This is a genomic window from Thermanaerothrix solaris (genome assembly GCF_032334255.1).
GTDB classification, from domain to species: domain Bacteria; phylum Chloroflexota; class Anaerolineae; order Anaerolineales; family Anaerolineaceae; genus Thermanaerothrix; species Thermanaerothrix solaris.
Genome location: NZ_JAUHMF010000001.1, coordinates 22,235 through 39,643 on the forward strand (window position 1 = coordinate 22,235; position 17,409 = coordinate 39,643).

The following is a 17,409-nucleotide window of genomic DNA, read 5'->3' on the forward strand; positions in this document are numbered from 1 at the left end:
ATGTCGTATTCTACATTGGCAAGTTCAATGTTACCGCCCGAGTCATGTGGAAGATGATTTAGATATCCTCTTCCTCATCACTTTGTGTTAAGTCTTCGAGTGGAGCGCGGTGATCGAATAGATATCGCTGTCCTGAGGCCTCTGCCCGGGAGTAAAACTCTGGCAGGGAGTCGCCGGCAATGGGGTTTTCGGTTAAAGCAAAGCGTACGGCTTTACGCCAGCCTACAGCCCGTCCCTGGATTGCGTTTCCTGTTGCTGCTGCTGTTTGGGTGTACAACCACCAACGCTCTTCAGGATAAAGACCCAGCCAATTGATAATCGCGTTGCGGATCAGGGAAGGATCAGCATCTTCAATCGCCCACGCCAGTAAGGTCATTTCTTTGCCAAAGTCCAAGCGCACCCAGTTTTCGCCCAGACGCCACATACCCAGAGGTTTGCCTTGCTGACGCAGACGCCGGTTAAACTCCGCCCGTAAAGAGTCAGCAATGGCGACCCATTTTGCCCGTGAGAGGATCACCCGAATTTGCCCATCGGGCACGTTCCCCAAGGTTGTTGGACTGGAACCTTCTCTTTCATTCCATGTCAGGTGCTCACTGATGGTAATTTCACCTTCTCCACGGGGAATGAACACCCGAAAATGATGCTGGCTTTCCTGCGGATCAAAGCCAAACGAGCGTTTGAGAATCAGCAGAGTGGTTCCCGAGGTGACCGAACTCACTGCTCCACCTCATCACGAGTAACCGTGATTTTATTTTGGGCGATCCAGTCGTTAAGATCTTCCCCGCTGGGGAAATGGAGCCCGTGGCATTCCAATGAGACCTGTCCTTCGGTTTGAATGCGGCGCATAACATCCAGTGCTTCTCGAATTTGAGATGGCGTCCATTGCTTTTCTTCATAAGCGGTCATCTCCAACCACTCTTTATATGTGCCGGCCTGGCTGATCATTAATGTGACGCCAAAAATTTTTCCATGTGACTTTTCTACGCTATCCAGCCACTGATAAGTCTCCTGCGTCGTAGAAAGCTTGAAATTCCTCCTCAACGTAGCAGGAAGAAGAGGATCAATTTTTACCTCTTGATCTTTGTGGCTGACATCTATTTTTAGAATGTCAGAGATGATGCCATCTCGTTCTGCGACTGCAAGAACGATGGAAGCATTTGGTGGAATGACAAATTCGCCCTCATACCTGGCACCATTGGTCTTAGGATCGCTGCCATCGGTCGTATAACGGATGTCTGCGGGCGGTGCCGCACGAAGTTCCATCACCTTTTGATTCCCTTTGTTGTATTCTCTATATTTCAAGGTAATGGTATTTGTCCAGATCACCGGTTCCCCTGTTTGGTGTACTCCCGTGCTGTCCACGCAGAGGAAGGAGATTCGTAACTCCTTCGTAGAGAGCTGTTTCCCTTCCAGTTTCTTTGAAGCGGTGGTTGCCCTTCCGCCAACTTCCCAGTAAATGGTATCTCCATGAACGGGTGTGATTCGTAAAGTCACTTCACCTGTATCATCATCGCGAGAGAGTTGTTGGATAGATAAAGTGGTGGTGGGTGGTGGGAAGGGCCCTTTATCCACAAACCCGCCTTGCTCGCGCCACAAATCTTTGTACACGCAATCTTTCTTGAGATCTTCCAGGGCAGAAGGATGGTGCCATTGCCACGCAGGATTGGTAGCCGCACGGCGCTTGATCTCATTCCATGGCATGGATTGTTGAGTAAACAAACGGGCTTCGCACTTTTTACGGAAGATGTCTCCATTAATTTCATCCGTAAATTTCATTTTTTCTTTTAGAACTTTGCGAATTTGCTCCTCTCCATCATATCGGTTGCTATCAAATTGCATGGGCAATTCGGCACTGATCAATCCTTCGCTGGTCGGATACCATAATACCGTAAAGGTCTCGCGGACTGCGGAGTGAAAATTCTGTAAAATTCTATCCCTTAACTCCCACGCTTGAATCATTTGTGGATCGTTATCAGCGGTGTTAGCCGCCTTTAATTCTTCAATAATATGCTGAATTGCGCGTAATCGTTTGCCAATCTGTAGGAGCTCAGAATATGTGTTCTGAGTTCCCGTTAAAATTGCCAAGCGGTTTTTCCATGTGGTTTGCTTATAAAACTCCTTCAAGTGGGGATCCAGTCCATCAATCCGAGGGGTTACAATTAACAACGTGACCTGATCCTGGTTTAATTCGATCTCGTCTAGTGCTGGGAAAATTAATAATTTTTGGTAAACATCTTTTAACTTTGGCTCAAAGATTTCGCTCAATCGAACGCGAAGTTCCTTCAGGGCTTGTTCCTCAAGGTAGGTTTTTACCAGCGATTCCAGCTTGGCAGTCAGATTTTCGACATTTTTGAAGTAAAGTTTTCCATCTCTGGTACTGTGTAAGTACCAGGCTTGTGTCGCGAAATTCTGCAGTACCTCGGTTTTCAAGCGTGCCAAGTCGCGTCCAGGTTCAGCAAGATAATAGATGATTTCGGGGATACTTAGTCCTAAAACCGCATTGGGTACATTTGCCAGAGAGGCCATTAAGAGTAAACGCGCAGCATCTGACACATCGCGGGTGTTCATGGTGTGATCCAACTGTTCCGCAACGGAATTTCCCTCGGAGGCAATATCATGAGCAATGGCATTTTCGAGCGTATTGTTAATTTGCGTGACCTCGGTTCGGATTTGCTGGTCATTTAAGTCTAAATCGTGGGCGCTAATTAATAATTTCGTTTCCGCTTTTCCAGAGTCCCATAACTTTGCCGCCATGATGCGCATCAGGCGGATCAAGCCCCGTGTCTGTTGAAAACCCGGGTTTTCTCGGAAACGGGCGTAAAGGTCACGAATACCAGGGTGAAATGGATAAGATGACAATAAGCGTGCCCCAAATTCCTCCGGCGTTTCTGAAATCAGGTCCATTTGTTTGGCCTTTCTGAGTGTCTCAACGTAAGCCTGTACTACTTCCTGAACTTGTTCTTGGTTTGGTAAACTTTCGAACAACCTTTTTCGCAAGATATGATAGAACTCGTCCGAATTAAGTCGCACAGGCTCTAAAGACATTGCACTACGATTTGTCTCATTCTCAAAGTCTCTTAAGACATCAGCAATTTGAGCACTGCCCGACTCATAGGAAGCCGCCAAGTCCGTAATCACCAGAGCAACTTGTTCACACCCTGGTCTTCCAATTGCAACAAGCAGATTAGATAATGCAGTGGCGGTTACCTGGGATAAATTGGAATGTCCAATTGGAACAGCATGGGCATATTGAAAATAAGGGGGTAATTCATCCAATAAAATAAGTAACCGTTCTCCCGCAAGTAATCGGCTCCAGGCATTTTGTCCGGGCGCTTGTAATGGTGAATATAAATCCTTGAATAGTTCAAACTTTCCTAGTTGTTTAGCTAGTTCACCCCAGAGCCCATAAGGGGTATCCGTTTCCCGACCACTAAAGGCGATGACTTTGACTTCGCCAAGGTTTGGGTCGGGCAAGTAGAAATTCCCCATGACCTTCTCGCGCAATTCTGGATGCTTTGCTAACAAGCCTAGGGCGATTAAGTTGTGGGTTTTACCACCTCCCATGGCTTGTTTCAAGCGGAAAACACCTTGTTCTGACTTGCCTTCTAATCGTTTGAACGTATATTCCAAAAGGGTCTTCATCCCTTCAGTAATGTAGTTTTCTTCGAAAAAGGCGTAAGGGTCTACTTTACCCGCTACTAGGTCGCCTAAATCAAGAACTGTGTCCCTTTTTTGCGGATCAAAAATGATGGCGCGGGGTTGGCAAAGTGACTTAAGGCTGAGATGTTGAAGCGCGGTCATACGGCTCCTCCCTGTTATAGCGTTTGACGATAGGATTGTTCAATCAAATCTGTTACAGCATTGAATTGTTCTTTAGACCCTAGATTAATTTCAACTTCACCTGTACCCCAATGTCCTACATTTCTTACGTCACGGGCGAGATGAAGAGGATCGGACAAATCTTCGGGAGAGATATCCAGCCAAATTTTTAATTGTTTTGCTTGTATCCAAATCTCAGCAAAATTTTTTCCGTGTTTATATGTCACGTACCGCTTCACGGGTTTCTCAATAATGTCCTCGCCAAGATTCAGGATGAACTCGCGGAGTTCCATAAACAGATCAATAATCTCTTGCGGTTTTCCCTCTAAATGCTTCTCTACCGTGTAAGTTTCTTCTTCAACCTGAGGCTGATCCGCTGATGCCTCTGTTGGCTGGGTCTTGGATTTCTGAGTACTCGAAGTGTAAAGCGGTTCCAGATACAATAAACTCTCACCATACAACCGATAAACCCATAATTCAATGTTTGAACCAATTCGGTTTACTGCATATTTGTCGTACTCGCTGAAATCTTCCGCAATGAGGATAAGGCGCGGATTTTGCCAATTAATCTCCACCGAACCCAATGCTTTTTGAACCGCTAATGTGAAGTCGCCTTTATGATCCATCAACCAATCCAGGTAGAACAAGCCCTGGTTGATAACGTTCTCATTTTTAGACTTTTTATATTCAATGATGACCGGGGTACCATCTTGATCAATCCCTAGAGTATCAATTCGTCCACGTTGATGCCCCCCAGTAGAAAATTCACTGGCAATAAAGCGGATCCCCATCAAAGTGTCCAGGTTTTTTTCCACAAGGCGTTGTAAAGAACGCTCTTTCAAAAAAGTATGAAGTTTGAGCTGTACTACCTTATCCTCAGCCTCAATTCGGTAGAGTGGCATAGGATCCTCCAAGGGCAACACGAAACAATCAATCCGCCCGCGCATTGCGGTCAACTTGCGCGGGCGGCAAAAGTTTGCTATCCTTGATTCTGCCGCAACGCGCCACGACCGCGTTGCCGTCTCAGCCCCGCCGCTGTCCTCGGCGGGGCTGATGGTATTTGTAAATAGTATAGCAAAAATTGAGAATCGTAGGCAGTCCAAATCAGTGGAGAATTAGAGATGGTGACAACTTTAAACCATTGTTGGAGGACTGCGTCATGAAACACACCAAGCCATCAACTCCATCATACACTCTCTCTGAGGCGATTGAACAATTTCTTTACGCCAAAAGAGTTCGTCGTTTAAGCCCCAACACTTTGAAGGACTACGAGCGGACGCTGCGTAGACTAAGCCATTTCTTATCGGGTGATATACCCGTCAATGAAATCACTCCTGCTCACATACGGCGCTTTATGGCCTCTATCAAATTGTCTAATAAGAGCTTGCTCAACATTTATGTTGGGCTGTCTTCGTTCTGGTCGTGGATGGTTAGAGAGGAAATCTGCGATCAAAATCTGATGCGTAAAGTAGAGCGTCCACGTCCTGAAATAAGGGCAATCAGCCCCTTTACAAGGGCAGAGATTGATCAGTTATTTCAATCCATTGAAAAATCCGCGGTGTATTCACGCCCTGGCAAAAAACCATGCGCTCATCGGCTGAAGGACTATTACCGAAGTAAAGCCATTTTGCTCATTCTTCTGGATACGGGTATGCGAGCTTCAGAATTGTGTGGGATAAGGTTTTTAGACTTCCTGAGTCGCACTCAGGTGAGGGTTTTTGGAAAAGGGAACAAGGAGCGTATTTTGCCACTATCAGAGGTCACTGTAAGAGCTATTGAGGAATACGTTGAGAAAGAAAGGCCGCCAGTGAGTAGTCAGCACGAGTATGTTTTTGTGATCCGTTCTGGCAAACGACTGTTTGCCCATGATCTTTACCATCGGATCCTAAGAATTGGTCAGAGAGCAGGAATTCATGCGAATCCTCACCGTTTTCGACATACCTTCGCAATTAATTTTTTACGCAATGGGGGAGATATTTATGCGCTTCAGGCGATTTTAGGTCACACCAGCCTTGAAATGGTCAAGCGTTATCTTGCTATTGCTCGCGCTGATGTAGAAACGGCTCACAAAAAGGCTTCACCTGTGATTTGTTGGAATTTGGGATAATAGCCTCTGTGCCTTTGCGGTTAACGGCCAGCCTTGGCTGTTAACCGCTAGGTTCCAGGTTCGAGTCCTGGGCGAGGAGCCTGAGAGAGATTAAACCGGACGGAGGGTCCGGCTTTGTTTTTTAATCAGGATGAGTAGACTTATTAACCAAAATTCACCCAATTTTGGGAGTTTATCCTCCCCATTATCATGCTAAAATCAAAAAGCACAACCCTTATATATAACTCACCCATCAGGAGGTTTGTATGTCCAACCTTAGAACTACGCTGGTGGGGTATGCCACCTACCGCGGACGTGAGGGACATTGGAGCTTTTTGCTCCATCGAATTACCGGACTGGGGGTCGTCTTATTTCTCACCATCCATATCATAGACATCGCCTTTGTTTATTTCAACCCAACCTTATTCATGAAGGCTATAGAGGTATACCGCTCAACCCTATTTGGTATTGGGGAGATTTTTTTGGTTTTTTGTGTGTTTTACCACGGCGTCAACGGCTTGCGCATCGCTTATCTTGATCTCTTCAAGCCCCAAGGCTGGCACATTGAAAGCCAACGCCGCTCTGCACGCTGGACATTGGGTATTGCTCTACTCCTCTGGCTCCCTTCGGCATTGTGGATGTTGCGCAGTCTTCTTATGCACAATTATGGGCTTTTCGGTGGATAGGAGGTCATTATGGCGACAGCGACTCAAACCACGCGGCAGGTACGTGTAAAACCCAACTATGAGACCATCGCCTGGAAGTGGATGCGTTACAGTGCTTTTGCGATGATCCCTTTAGTATGGGGACACATGATTTTACAGGATGTAATTGTAGGGGTTCATCGCATTGACTTAGACTATGTGGCGATGCGTTGGGCAAGTCTCTTTTGGCGAATTTATGACACTTTACTTTTGGGATTCGCGTTTGCCCATGGGGTGAATGGTTTACGCCAGGTTTTGAATGACTTCATCCACGCGGATCGGGCACGCAAGGTGATGAATTGGCTACTGTTCTTGTTCTGGTTGATTATTACCCTGATCGGTGGTGCGGCGCTCATTGGTGGTGTTAATCAACCATTTCCTTTATCTTAAAAGCAGGGAGGCTATCGTATGGTTCATACCCATACCTTTGATGTGGTAATTGTTGGGGGAGGCGGGGCTGGCCTGATGGCGGCCTTATACGCCTCGAAGAAAGCGCGCACGGCCGTCGTCAGTAAACTCTATCCGACACGCTCTCATACCGGTACGGCGCAAGGTGGAATTGGGGCTGCACTGGGCAACTTGGAAGAGGACCACTGGGAGTGGCATGCCTTCGATACGGTGAAGGGCAGTGATTATTTGGGAGATCAGGATGCAATTGAATTCATGTGCCGTGAAGCTGTTCAAGCCGTTTACGATTTGGAGCACATGGGATTACCTTTCTCCCGCACTCCCGAGGGGCGTATTGATCAGCGTTTTTTTGGTGGGCACACTAACAACGTTACTGGCAAACCAGTGCGTCGCTCGTGCTACGCCGCAGATCGTACCGGACATATGATCCTCCAAACCCTCTATCAGCAGTGCATCAAGAACGGTATTCGCTTTTTTGATGAATTCCAAGTCATGGACTTGCTCATACAAAATGGCGCGGTCGCCGGAGTCGTTGCGGTGGAATTGGCCACGGGGGATTTGCATGTATTCCATAGTAAGGCAGTGGTTTTTGCTACAGGTGGCCATGGTCGTATGTGGGAGGTGACTTCCAATGCCTATGCTTATACCGGCGATGGAGTCGCAGTTTCCCTTCGTCGTGGCATCCCGGCAGAAGATATGGAATTTTTCCAATTTCATCCTACTGGCATATATAAGTTAGGCATCTTGATTACCGAGGCGGTGCGGGGTGAGGGCGGTGTGCTGATCAATGGCAAGGGGGAGCGCTTTATGGAACGGTACGCACCGCGGATAAAGGACTTGGCTTCGCGTGATGTGGTAAGCCGGGCGATTTACTTGGAAATTAAAGAGGGCCGTGGCGTAAACGGGAAGAATTATCTTTACTTGGATGTTCGCCCTGAGACGGTCAATTACTACGCGGAGAAAGATGGACGCACCCGTCCGGATGGATCGCCTTATCGGGTAACAGCAGAAGAGATTTTGGCAAAAATTCCGGATATTACGGATTTCTGCCGCACCTATCTGGGCGTAGATCCGGTCAAAGACTTGATTCCGATTCAGCCTACCGCGCACTATGCCATGGGAGGTATACCGACCAACAAATTTGCCGAAGTAGTTATCGACTCTAAAAACACTATTTTGCCCGGACTTTACGCGGCGGGTGAGTGTGCTTGTGTTTCCGTTCACGGGGCAAACCGCTTGGGCACCAATTCATTGGTGGATTTGGTGGTATTCGGTAAATATGCCGGGATAAAAGCAGCCGAGTACGCGAATGGCGCAGATTTCCAACCTCTGCCTGAAGACCCGACAGGTTTCACACGGCAGCAGATTGAAGCCTTACGTCATGGTGATGGGCGAGAAAAAGCAGCCCAGATTGGCCGTGAGTTGCGTCATCTGATGTTTGATAAAGTGGGCGTATTTCGAACTGAAGAGGGTTTGCGTGAAGCAGTGGACAAGATCAAGGAACTCCGTGAACGGTTTCGGCATGTAAGAGTTAGTGATGGTGGGCGTGCTTTTAACACTGAGTTGTTGAACACTTGGGAGTTGGGAAATTTGCTCGATTTGGCACTGGTTACGGCAGTTTCAGCCCTGGCGCGCAAGGAGAGCCGAGGGGCGCATGCTCGTGAAGACTATCCTAAACGGGACGATGAAAATTGGCTCAAACATACCCTGGCATGGTTGGATGGTGATGAGGTGCGCTTGAATTATAAACCGGTGGTGATCACGCAATATCTCCCTAAAGAGCGGGTTTACTGATTCAACCTGAGGAGTGCACTATGGAAATCCGTGTTCGCGTGTTTCGCTTCAATCCTGAAATTGACCGCAAGCCGCGTTACGATGTGTTCACAATTGAAGCCGAACCCATGGATCGTGTGTTGGATTTGCTTGAATATATTCGCGGTGATATTGATGGAACGTTGGCCTTTCGTCGCTCATGTGGTCATGGCATATGTGGTTCGGATGCCATGCGTATCAATGGGCGAAATATGCTTGCATGTAAAGCATTGGTAAAAAACTTTGAAACAAACGAGATCACCGTAGAACCGCTTCTTGGTCTGCCAGTGCTCAAGGACCTGATCGTGGATATGGAACCGTTCTTTGAACATTATCGTTCGGTGTTGCCCTATTTGATCAATGATGAGCCTCTTCCGGAAGACGGTAAGGAACGTTTGCAATCGCCAGCAGAGCGGGAACGGTTTGACGATACAACAAAATGTATTCTTTGTGCAGCGTGCACGACTTCGTGCCCCTCATTCTGGGCAGATGGTCGCTATGTGGGACCAGCGGCGATTGTCAATGCGCACCGTTTTATCTTTGACAGCCGTGATCGTGCTGCCGCTCAGCGGTTGGAGATACTTAATCAACAAATGGGTGTTTGGCGCTGTCGCACAGCATTTAATTGTACTGAAGCCTGTCCACGGGAGATAAAGATTACTCAGGCGATTGCCGAGGTTAAGCGGGCGATCCAAACCGGGCGTTTGGATTAACTTCAAAAAAGCCAGATGCCAGGGTGAGGGGGGCACCCTGACATCTGGTGTTTTAAATTTATCACATTTGCTTTCATAAATCAAGAGCCGATTGGTTTTGGGCGCGGCCAAGGGCTAATGGTTCAACAAATGGTTGAACACAGAGTCAACCAAACTGCGTAACTCCTCAACTGACATGTTGAGGTCATTATTGTGCTTTTTCGAACTGGAATACAACTGCGGTGGGTGCACGCTTTCTTGGATTGCGGGTCGGTCAATCATTGCGCCGCTTCTCCCCAATTTCGGAAATGTTCATCCATCTCCCTGTGTGCCAATGATCAAAGAGCTGCTTCAAGCGCTAATATCATTTGCCCGTTCAATTTGCTTTTTTGTAAAGTGATTGTAAAAACTCAGTGTTTAGGGTACGGATATAATAATCACAGAGTCCTTGGGTGAGTCGAAGATCCCCCCATTATCACCGAGATGAGGTCATATATGGCGTCTAAACGCGGCGTTTATCACCAGGATAGTTCCCTTTCTGATAAGAGTGGTCAATTTTCAACCGGAATTGCCGTAGGCACATTGGCGCTTGGGGCGATTGGGGTAATGCGAGCCGATTGGTGGTTCACCACATATATACCAAGCCAGTGGCCTGGAGCAGATTGGATGGTGCTCCTGATCGGGGCTTTAGCAGGGGCTACATTATGGACACTTGCCTATTATGCTATTGCCTATCGGGTTGGTACAGCGGGTAATGATTACCAAATGGCCACTCGTCATTTCAATACCCCTATTGGCTTTGCTGGGTCATTCGTGCTCATGGCTTCTTCAGCGCTTTTTGTGGGAGGGGTTGTCATTGCTTTCTTCCGGAGTTGGTTGCCGGGTTTATTGCGAACAGCGGCTCTAGTGTTACCTCAATACGGGTTGGATTCTCTTTCTGAAGCCATCCAAGCACCTCAATTAGCCATACTGTTGGGGGTTATTGTTATTCTTATGGCTTTCCTAACGGTATTGTTCTCGCCGCGGGGCATGAAAGTTTTAATGGTGATAGGCATGGTGTTGGTGGCTGTTTGGGGTATAGCATGGACGGTTTCTCTTTTTGTGACTCCCACCGGGAAATTTGCACAAATGTATGAAGGGTTATATGGAAGCGGAATCATTGATCGGCAGATCAATTTGGCGGTTTCGTTTGGGTTGATTCTGACTCGGCGCCCTTGGTCATCTTTTCTACTTGGAATGGGATTTAGTGTCTGGCTGTTTCAAGGGATAGTGGTCCCTCTTTCAGGACTGAGTCTCAACCGTGTTAAGTCCTCTTCGTTATTAGGATGGCTTATTGGGGAGCTGATGGTCATTGCAATGGTGATTGGGGTAACCGTTTTATTTTTACAACAGAGTCTACCTCCTAATCTTTTAGCGGCCCACGGTTGGTTGTACCTTCGGCAAGCAACTCAACCCGAATTCTTCTTACCTTGGGCCGTGTTTTATTTTGTTATCACCCATCCTTCCCTTCTGTTGGTCATTGGCATTGTCCTTACGTGGGGTGTGTGGCTTATTAATTTAATCCAGGCCTATTTTTTTGCGATTGCTCAGGGGATTGCAGCATGGGCAAAGGATGGTCTGGTATCGTCCAGTTGGGGCTACCAGCAACGGGGGCAACAAGTACCCGCGGTGGGGCTGTTTGGAGCGGCCCTTCTGGCGCTGGTGGGAATGGCGATTGGTTTAGGTGGTAATTGGGTACATCTTGTGCTTTATTATCCTTATGCCTTTGCCATGGCAAGCATTGGGCCGTTGATTGGTTTGATCCGATACGCGTGGTATCAACGTAAGGGACCCGGCCACTCCTCGAAGGAAATTCAAAATAGTAAGGGATGGATATGGGCTTTTCTCGTCGGAATAGCGGCATTGGCAATTATGAGTGGAGTTATTGGGAGTGCATGGGTGCTGCCGCGAGAAATGCAAATCTCTCGCGATTTTGGGGTTGGTCTCATTTTACTGTGGGTGATCGCTTTGGGATGGTACTGGCGTCGAGTAAACTTCTGGCGCCAGCGAGGCGTCAATCTGAATGAGACCTTGCACAGAGCATCGAGCCATTCCGGGGGATAACTTTCTCCCACTAAGGTTGACCAGGAGTGTAACCCAATAAGGGTATGCCTCAAAACCCGCATGAAAGGCGGGTTTTGATATAATTGCGTGGGTTTGAATATGCCAAAGTGAGGGCTTATGTTATGGAAAAACAAGAGTATCTAGACCTTTATTACCAAATGGTAGTCATTCGCCGTTTGGAAGAACGCGCTGCTGAACTCTACCAGCAAGGAAAAATTGGTGGATTCTTGCATCTCTACATTGGACAGGAAGCCGTAAGCACGGGGATCATTTCGGTGCGACGCCCAGAGGATCGCGTCATTACGGCCTACCGTGATCATGGCGTAGCCATTAATTGCGGGGTTTCAGCCAAAGAAGTAATGGCGGAGTTGCTAGGAAAGGCTACAGGTTGCTCCAAGGGGAAGGGCGGTTCTATGCACTTGGCGGATGTCTCCAAGAATTTTTGGGGCGGTCACGCGATTGTGGGCGCGCATTTACCTATTGCCGCAGGATTGGCTCTAGGGGATGTTTACCAGAATCAAAAGGCAGTGACGATTTGCATGTTTGGTGATGGGGCAACCAATATCGGCTTTTTCCATGAGGCACTTAACCTTTCAAAGGTCTGGAACCTCCCTGTGTTGTGGGTATGTGAGAACAATAAGTATGGGATGGGCACGGCAGTGGAACGCGCTTCTGCGGTGCCCGAGATTGCGCTCAAAGCTGAGGGCTACAAGATGAAGTATGCCCAAGTGGATGGCATGGATCTCATGAAAGTGCGTGAGGTGGCGGCTCAGATGATCGAAGAGATTCGCTCCGGTAGCGGGCCGCAATTCTTAGAAGCATTTACGTATCGGTTTAGAGGTCATTCTATGGGTGACCCAGAGCGCTACCGTACCTCGGATGAGGTGCGTAAGTGGCAGCAGGACGACCCAATCGGAATTTATCATAACTTCCTCTTACAGCAGGGAATTGCTAATGAAGAGGAATTACAACGGGTTATTCGAGAGGCGGAAGAAGAGGTAGAAGAAGCCGTACGTTTTGCTGAGGCCAGTCCAGAACCGGCGCCCGAGGATCTTTACAAACATGTTTACGTCTCAGAAACTTGCTGATCAGGGGATGATACTATGGCTAGACTGACGATGCGTGAAGCCATTTCCCAGGCCTTGTGGGAAGAGATGGAACGAGACCCCAAGGTCTTTATCATGGGTGAAGAGGTGGGCGTTTGGGGGGGAACTTACGCTGTCACCCGTGGTTTTTATGACCATTTTGGGCCTGATCGTGTGCGTGACACCCCTATTTCGGAAGCCGCAATTGTGGGTGCAGCCATCGGTGCGGCTCTGGTGGGGTTGCGTCCGGTAGCCGAGATCATGACCATCAACTTTGCCTTTGTTGCCATGGATCATATTGTCAACCAGGCGGCAAAACTGCACTATATGTTCGGTGGGCAGATGGTCTTGCCGCTAGTCATCCGCACCGTAGGTGGAGGTGGGCGGCAACTGGGAGCAACTCATTCGCAAACTCCCGATGCGGTTTTTGCTCACTTTCCCGGGTTAAAAGTAGTGGCACCGGGCACACCGGCGGATGCGAAAGGGTTGCTCAAGGCAGCTATTCGATGTGATGATCCGGTGTTGTTTATCGAGCATGCTACCCTATATCAATTGCGGGGCGAGGTGCCTGAAGGTGACTACACCGTTCCTATTGGACAATCCAAAGTGCAGCGCGAAGGTCGTGATGTGACGGTTGTGACCTATAGCAAGATGCTGGACACATCATTGAAGGCAGCAGAGGAACTTGCGCGCGAAGGGATCGAAATTGAAGTCGTAGATTTGCGCACCTTGCGCCCCCTTGATATGGGGCCTGTTTTAGAGTCGGTTAAAAAGACCAACCGCGCAGTTGTCGTCGAAGAAGGTTGGAAATCTTACGGTGTAGGGGCGGAAGTCGCGTCGCGAATTTACGAAGAGGCATTTGATTATTTGGATGCACCGGTCAAACGTGTTGCCCAAGTTGAAGTGCCTTTGCCTTATAACCGAACCTTAGAGCAGATGGCCCTGCCTCAGGTTAAGGATGTGATCCAGGCGGTAAAGGAGGTGCTCTAATGGCAGAAGTTATTACTATGCCCAAGTTGGGCTTCGATATGGCCGAAGGCACGCTGATACGTTGGTTAAAAGCCGAAGGTGAGGCCGTCACCAAAGGTGAAATCCTCGCCGAAATTGAAACGGACAAGGCTACGGTTGAAGTTGAATCTACCCACAGCGGCGTAGTACGCCGTTTATTGGTGGAAGCTGGCGCTGTGGTACCGGTGGGCACACCGATTGCGGTCATTGGTGCGCCAGATGAGAGCATTGAGGATGTTCTCCCAGGGGAGAAAAAAGGCGAACAGGCGGAAGAGAAAACCCCTACGCCAGCGGTATCTTCTAAGACTACCGAAATGACGCCTTTACCAGTTACCGAATCGGGTGTTCCCATTGCAGAAGGGCGAATTAAAGCCTCGCCATTGGCGCGACGAATGGCACGGGAACATCAGTTAGACCTGCGTCAGATCCGCGGTAGCGGGCCGGGTGGACGGATTGTGCGCCGTGATATTGAAGCCGCATTGGCGGCACAGCCTGAAGTTGTGACACCACCAGCGGTCAGTGCTAAACCCAGTGAGGTGGTTCCGCCAACACCAGTTGTGTCGGCTTGGAAACCAGTTGGGGAGGTGCCAGAAGACCAACACATTCCTGTGGATCGCCTGCGCAGCATTATCGCCCGCCGTATGGTGGAAGCCAAACAGCAGGTGCCCCATTTTTATATCACCCGCGAGTATGATATGGGGGCATTAATGGAACTCCGCAAGGCGCTCAATGCCGAGTTGCCGGAGGAGCAGAGACTCTCGGTGAATGATTTTGTCATTAAGGCTGTAGCACTCACCTTACGCCAGTTCCCGGCGCTCAACGCCGCTCTGGTGGGCAACGAGATTGTCCGCTATGGGCATGTAAATATCGGAGTAGCGGTGGCACTGGAAAGTGGGCTGATGACAGTCGTTTGTCGGGATGCGGACTTGAAGCCATTGCGTCTTATCTCTCAGGAGATGAAAGACCTGAGTGCCCGGGCGCGCCAGGGCAAGGTGCGCCCCGAAGATATCGAAGGTTCTACGTTTTCGATCAGCAATTTGGGTATGTTTGGGGTGGAACACTTTATGGCGATCATAAATCCACCCGAGGCAGCCATCTTAGCCGTTGGGGCAGTGCGAGAGGTGCCCGTGGTGCAAAATGGCGCGTTAGGAATCGGACTGCGCATGAAGGCGACGCTCTCAGCCGATCATCGCGTAACGGATGGCGCAGAAGCCGCGCGCTTTATGCAACTCTTGGCTGACTTTTTGGAGCATCCATACCGTTTAGTGCTTTGAATAAAATGCGCTAGTTTTGGGCAAAATAAGGTTGGGCGAAGGCTTGCTTAAGCCTTCGCCTTGTTTTTCAGGGTTTACGCTCATAGATCCGAGTGTAAAGTTCGAGGAACTCGGCTACTTGACGAATGTAATTTTGCGTTTCGGGGAAACGAATGATTTCAAGGAAGAGATCGGGATCATCCCCAGCTAGGTCAAGCCAAATTTTGGCGTTGCCGGGGCCGGCATTATAGGCAGCCAAAGCAGCGTACCAGTTGCCGTTGAAATAATCACGCTGCAAAGCCAGGTAACGTGCCCCTAGGCGGATATTGACTCCTGGGTTGAGTAAATCTTGTTCCTGAAAATCCGATGGCCAACCATAGCGATTGGCAAGATCAGCCGCGGTGGCGGGCATCAGTTGCATCAGTCCGTAGGCACCGGCTGAGGATTGGATAAAACTCTCGAAGAACGACTCTTGACGAATAAGGCTGAACAGCAAGAGGGGGTGCAGGTTCTCACGAGTCGCAGCTTCCATGATCAAGGGTTTGTAGTAGAGACCAAAACGAATATGATTGAAAAAAGAGGGGGCTTCCAGGGTTTGGGCTGGGGTTAGGCTCGCTAGATCCAATAAACGCCGGGCTGCAAAAATAGCCGTGCGAAAAGCACCTAGTTCAAGTGTGTGATTCATCAGACGATAAAGATTGACCGGATCATTTTCAAGCGACTGCCGCAGCGCTTCGAACTCGCTTCGGGCTTCAATGAAATACCCGAGTCGCCAGAGAAGATCAGCCCGTTGGAATTGAGGCGAATTAGCCAATTCGCCCAGATCCTTTAGATCAATTTCAGGGGCAATCCCGAACTTCTCGCGCAACCAAGCCTCAGCCTGGGGACGTTCTTGTTCTAGGTCATAGCCGAGGTCGTAATGGGTGGGTCCGGTAAAAGGAGGGGCATCGTTAAGGAGTTGTTGGGCCCGAATGCCGTAATATTCAAGCGCATCTATAGCCGCGGCTTCCTGCCAGGCCTTATGAGCTTCTTCTAGGTTGCCGTTTGCAATATGACATTTTCCGATCCAGAGCCAGGCGGCTGCCCGGTCAGCCGGTGTATCTCCTAAAACTAAATAGCGTTGAAGGGCTGTAAGTGCCTGAGCATACTTTTGGGCCCGATAGTAAGTAATTCCTGCCAAGTAGAGCGCGCGGTAACTAAGGTCTGAGGAGGGGTAGTCGCTAATCAGGTTTTCCCATAGCGTTGCTGCTTCGGTAAGGTAGCCTCCACGCTCCAGGATGCGGGCTGTTTCAAAGCGGATCTCAATAGCATCGGCGGCTGTGGGGACTTGTTGAAGGTAGGCTTTTAGGGTATTTGCAGCGGCTTCGTAATTCTCCAGGTAAGCCCACTGCGTATAGGCAAGTTCGCGCCAGGCATTAGGCCAAAGCGGATCGTTGGGATGGGTCTGGATCAGATTTTGGAGTTCTTGCACGGCTTCTGTGATCTTCCCCAGTGCGCGCCAAGAGAGGGCACGATAATAATGAGCCCTACCGTCATGGTCAGGGGTACTGTTTATGTAGCGCGTGAAGGCCTCAACGGCGTAACCGTATTGTCCGGCGTAGTAATCCACCAGTCCACGCTGGAGTTCGCTTACGGGCTGGCCTGCATTGACTAATGCCACTAAACCTGAATAAGAATCATAAGAACGGGGAAAGTTATTAACGGAATCAAGAAACCGTGCATAAGCCTGCTCGGGATACCCGAGCTGGAGATAAATTTGCCCAATGCGCAGATTCATTTGGGCTTTAATGTAATCGTTGGTAGAACCTTCGTATATGCTTAGGAATTGAGTTAGGGCGTTGGAATAATCGTTAGCCGCAGCGTAGGCTTCTCCGATCTTGATTTGTAATGCTGTGGTATCCCCTGTTGTTGCCTGAATCGCCGCCTGAAAGGCTTGAATGGCTTCCGAATAGTTCCCCGCCTTCATTAAGGCATCCCCGCGTAAGGTTTGGGCGAGGTCATCAATGATTCCGGGCTTGCGTTCCAAAAAACGGGTGTAGGCTTCAGCAGCATTGGTGTAGTCACCCTGGGCATCGTAAACGCGTCCTAACCAGAAGTAGGCTTCAGGGAGAACTGTTGAGGGTGGGTGTTCTTCAATGATAGTACGGAACGTCTCTATTGCCTCAGTCAAGTTGTTTTCTTGATAGTAACTTTGGCCTATTCCTAAGAGGGCTTGGGCTTGTATTTCTACATCAGCGGTATTCAGGGCGACCTGGCGAAATTCTTCCCGTGCCTGTGTATAGTCGCCTAGAAGCATTAAGGACATCGCATTGCGGAGGTGCTCGGAAGGTGTGGGGGTGGATGTTGATGTTGGCATAGGAGTTGGATTGCCTGAAATCGCCCCCGATTGAGTCGAGGCTCCTTGTTGAGGCATGCCGGGTGTGGATTCTAAGGCGCTGA

At 49.1% G+C, this 17,409-nt stretch carries 13 protein-coding genes; 9 read left to right on the forward strand and 4 right to left on the reverse strand.

The genetic code is table 11. The annotated features are described in order from the left end of the window. Positions 1-58: 58 nt before the first annotated feature. From QYE77_RS00120 to QYE77_RS00130, 3 genes are read right to left on the reverse strand one after another with little or no spacing between them, the layout of a single operon-like run. Positions 59-718, reverse strand: coding sequence for a DUF3780 domain-containing protein (locus QYE77_RS00120; RefSeq protein WP_315623082.1), 660 nt, complete (start codon positions 716-718; stop codon positions 59-61). Then, positions 715-3,801 carry a DUF499 domain-containing protein gene (locus tag QYE77_RS00125; protein WP_315623084.1) on the reverse strand — a complete coding sequence of 1,029 codons (3,087 nt, stop codon included), beginning with the start codon at positions 3,799-3,801 and terminating at the stop codon, positions 715-717. The genes QYE77_RS00120 and QYE77_RS00125 overlap by 4 nt, the downstream gene beginning before the upstream one ends. 14 nt (positions 3,802-3,815) lie before the next feature. Next, positions 3,816-4,721, reverse strand: a complete 906-nt coding sequence (locus tag QYE77_RS00130) for a DUF5655 domain-containing protein (RefSeq protein WP_315623087.1) — start codon at positions 4,719-4,721, stop codon at positions 3,816-3,818. A 257-nt stretch (positions 4,722-4,978) separates the two neighbouring features. Between QYE77_RS00130 and QYE77_RS00135 the strand changes: the two genes are divergently transcribed. From QYE77_RS00135 to QYE77_RS00175, 9 genes are all read left to right on the forward strand, one after another. Continuing rightward, the gene (locus QYE77_RS00135; RefSeq protein ID WP_315623089.1) at positions 4,979-5,926 is read left to right on the forward strand and encodes a tyrosine-type recombinase/integrase; all 948 of its coding nucleotides are present in this window, start codon (positions 4,979-4,981) and stop codon (positions 5,924-5,926) included. 245 nt (positions 5,927-6,171) lie between these two features. Next, positions 6,172-6,591 (forward strand): succinate dehydrogenase/fumarate reductase transmembrane subunit, encoded by a 420-nt coding sequence (locus QYE77_RS00140; RefSeq protein WP_315623091.1) that lies wholly within the window; start codon positions 6,172-6,174, stop codon positions 6,589-6,591. A gap of 9 nt (positions 6,592-6,600) precedes the next feature. Next, a complete protein-coding gene (locus QYE77_RS00145) occupies positions 6,601-6,999 on the forward strand; it encodes a succinate dehydrogenase, hydrophobic membrane anchor protein (protein WP_315623093.1) in 399 nt (132 codons plus the stop codon). An 18-nt stretch (positions 7,000-7,017) separates the two neighbouring features. Next, positions 7,018-8,811, forward strand: coding sequence for an FAD-dependent oxidoreductase (locus QYE77_RS00150; RefSeq protein ID WP_315623095.1), 1,794 nt, complete (start codon positions 7,018-7,020; stop codon positions 8,809-8,811). A gap of 20 nt (positions 8,812-8,831) precedes the next feature. Continuing rightward, the gene (locus tag QYE77_RS00155) at positions 8,832-9,542 is read left to right on the forward strand and encodes a succinate dehydrogenase iron-sulfur subunit (RefSeq protein ID WP_315623097.1); all 711 of its coding nucleotides are present in this window, start codon (positions 8,832-8,834) and stop codon (positions 9,540-9,542) included. Between the two features lie 474 nt (positions 9,543-10,016). After that, entirely contained in the window at positions 10,017-11,624 is a 1,608-nt protein-coding gene (locus tag QYE77_RS00160) for an APC family permease (protein ID WP_315623098.1), read from the forward strand. Positions 11,625-11,746: 122 nt separating this feature from the next. After that, the gene (gene pdhA / locus QYE77_RS00165) at positions 11,747-12,712 is read left to right on the forward strand and encodes a pyruvate dehydrogenase (acetyl-transferring) E1 component subunit alpha (protein WP_315623100.1); all 966 of its coding nucleotides are present in this window, start codon (positions 11,747-11,749) and stop codon (positions 12,710-12,712) included. Between the two features lie 15 nt (positions 12,713-12,727). Further along, complete coding sequence (locus tag QYE77_RS00170; RefSeq protein ID WP_315623102.1) at positions 12,728-13,699, forward strand: alpha-ketoacid dehydrogenase subunit beta; 972 nt, start codon at positions 12,728-12,730, stop codon at positions 13,697-13,699. Next, the gene (locus QYE77_RS00175) at positions 13,699-14,991 is read left to right on the forward strand and encodes a dihydrolipoamide acetyltransferase family protein (RefSeq protein ID WP_315623103.1); all 1,293 of its coding nucleotides are present in this window, start codon (positions 13,699-13,701) and stop codon (positions 14,989-14,991) included. The genes QYE77_RS00170 and QYE77_RS00175 overlap by 1 nt, the downstream gene beginning before the upstream one ends. A 67-nt stretch (positions 14,992-15,058) precedes the next feature. On the opposite strand, the gene QYE77_RS00180 is transcribed toward QYE77_RS00175, so the two are convergent. Then, a complete protein-coding gene (locus tag QYE77_RS00180; protein ID WP_315623105.1) occupies positions 15,059-17,326 on the reverse strand; it encodes a tetratricopeptide repeat protein in 2,268 nt (755 codons plus the stop codon). Between the last annotated feature and the right edge of the window lie 83 nt (positions 17,327-17,409).

Coding starts and splice junctions, on each gene's coding strand:
- QYE77_RS00125 (WP_315623084.1), bottom strand. CDS start 3,801: ATGACCGCGCTTCAACATCTCAGCCTTAAGTCACTTTGCCAACCCCGC.
- QYE77_RS00130 (WP_315623087.1), bottom strand. CDS start 4,721: ATGCCACTCTACCGAATTGAGGCTGAGGATAAGGTAGTACAGCTCAAA.
- QYE77_RS00135 (WP_315623089.1), top strand. CDS start 4,979: ATGAAACACACCAAGCCATCAACTCCATCATACACTCTCTCTGAGGCG.
- QYE77_RS00140 (WP_315623091.1), top strand. CDS start 6,172: ATGTCCAACCTTAGAACTACGCTGGTGGGGTATGCCACCTACCGCGGA.
- QYE77_RS00145 (WP_315623093.1), top strand. CDS start 6,601: ATGGCGACAGCGACTCAAACCACGCGGCAGGTACGTGTAAAACCCAAC.
- QYE77_RS00150 (WP_315623095.1), top strand. CDS start 7,018: ATGGTTCATACCCATACCTTTGATGTGGTAATTGTTGGGGGAGGCGGG.
- QYE77_RS00155 (WP_315623097.1), top strand. CDS start 8,832: ATGGAAATCCGTGTTCGCGTGTTTCGCTTCAATCCTGAAATTGACCGC.
- QYE77_RS00160 (WP_315623098.1), top strand. CDS start 10,017: ATGGCGTCTAAACGCGGCGTTTATCACCAGGATAGTTCCCTTTCTGAT.
- pdhA (WP_315623100.1), top strand. CDS start 11,747: ATGGAAAAACAAGAGTATCTAGACCTTTATTACCAAATGGTAGTCATT.
- QYE77_RS00170 (WP_315623102.1), top strand. CDS start 12,728: ATGGCTAGACTGACGATGCGTGAAGCCATTTCCCAGGCCTTGTGGGAA.
- QYE77_RS00175 (WP_315623103.1), top strand. CDS start 13,699: ATGGCAGAAGTTATTACTATGCCCAAGTTGGGCTTCGATATGGCCGAA.
- QYE77_RS00180 (WP_315623105.1), bottom strand. CDS start 17,326: ATGCCAACATCAACATCCACCCCCACACCTTCCGAGCACCTCCGCAAT.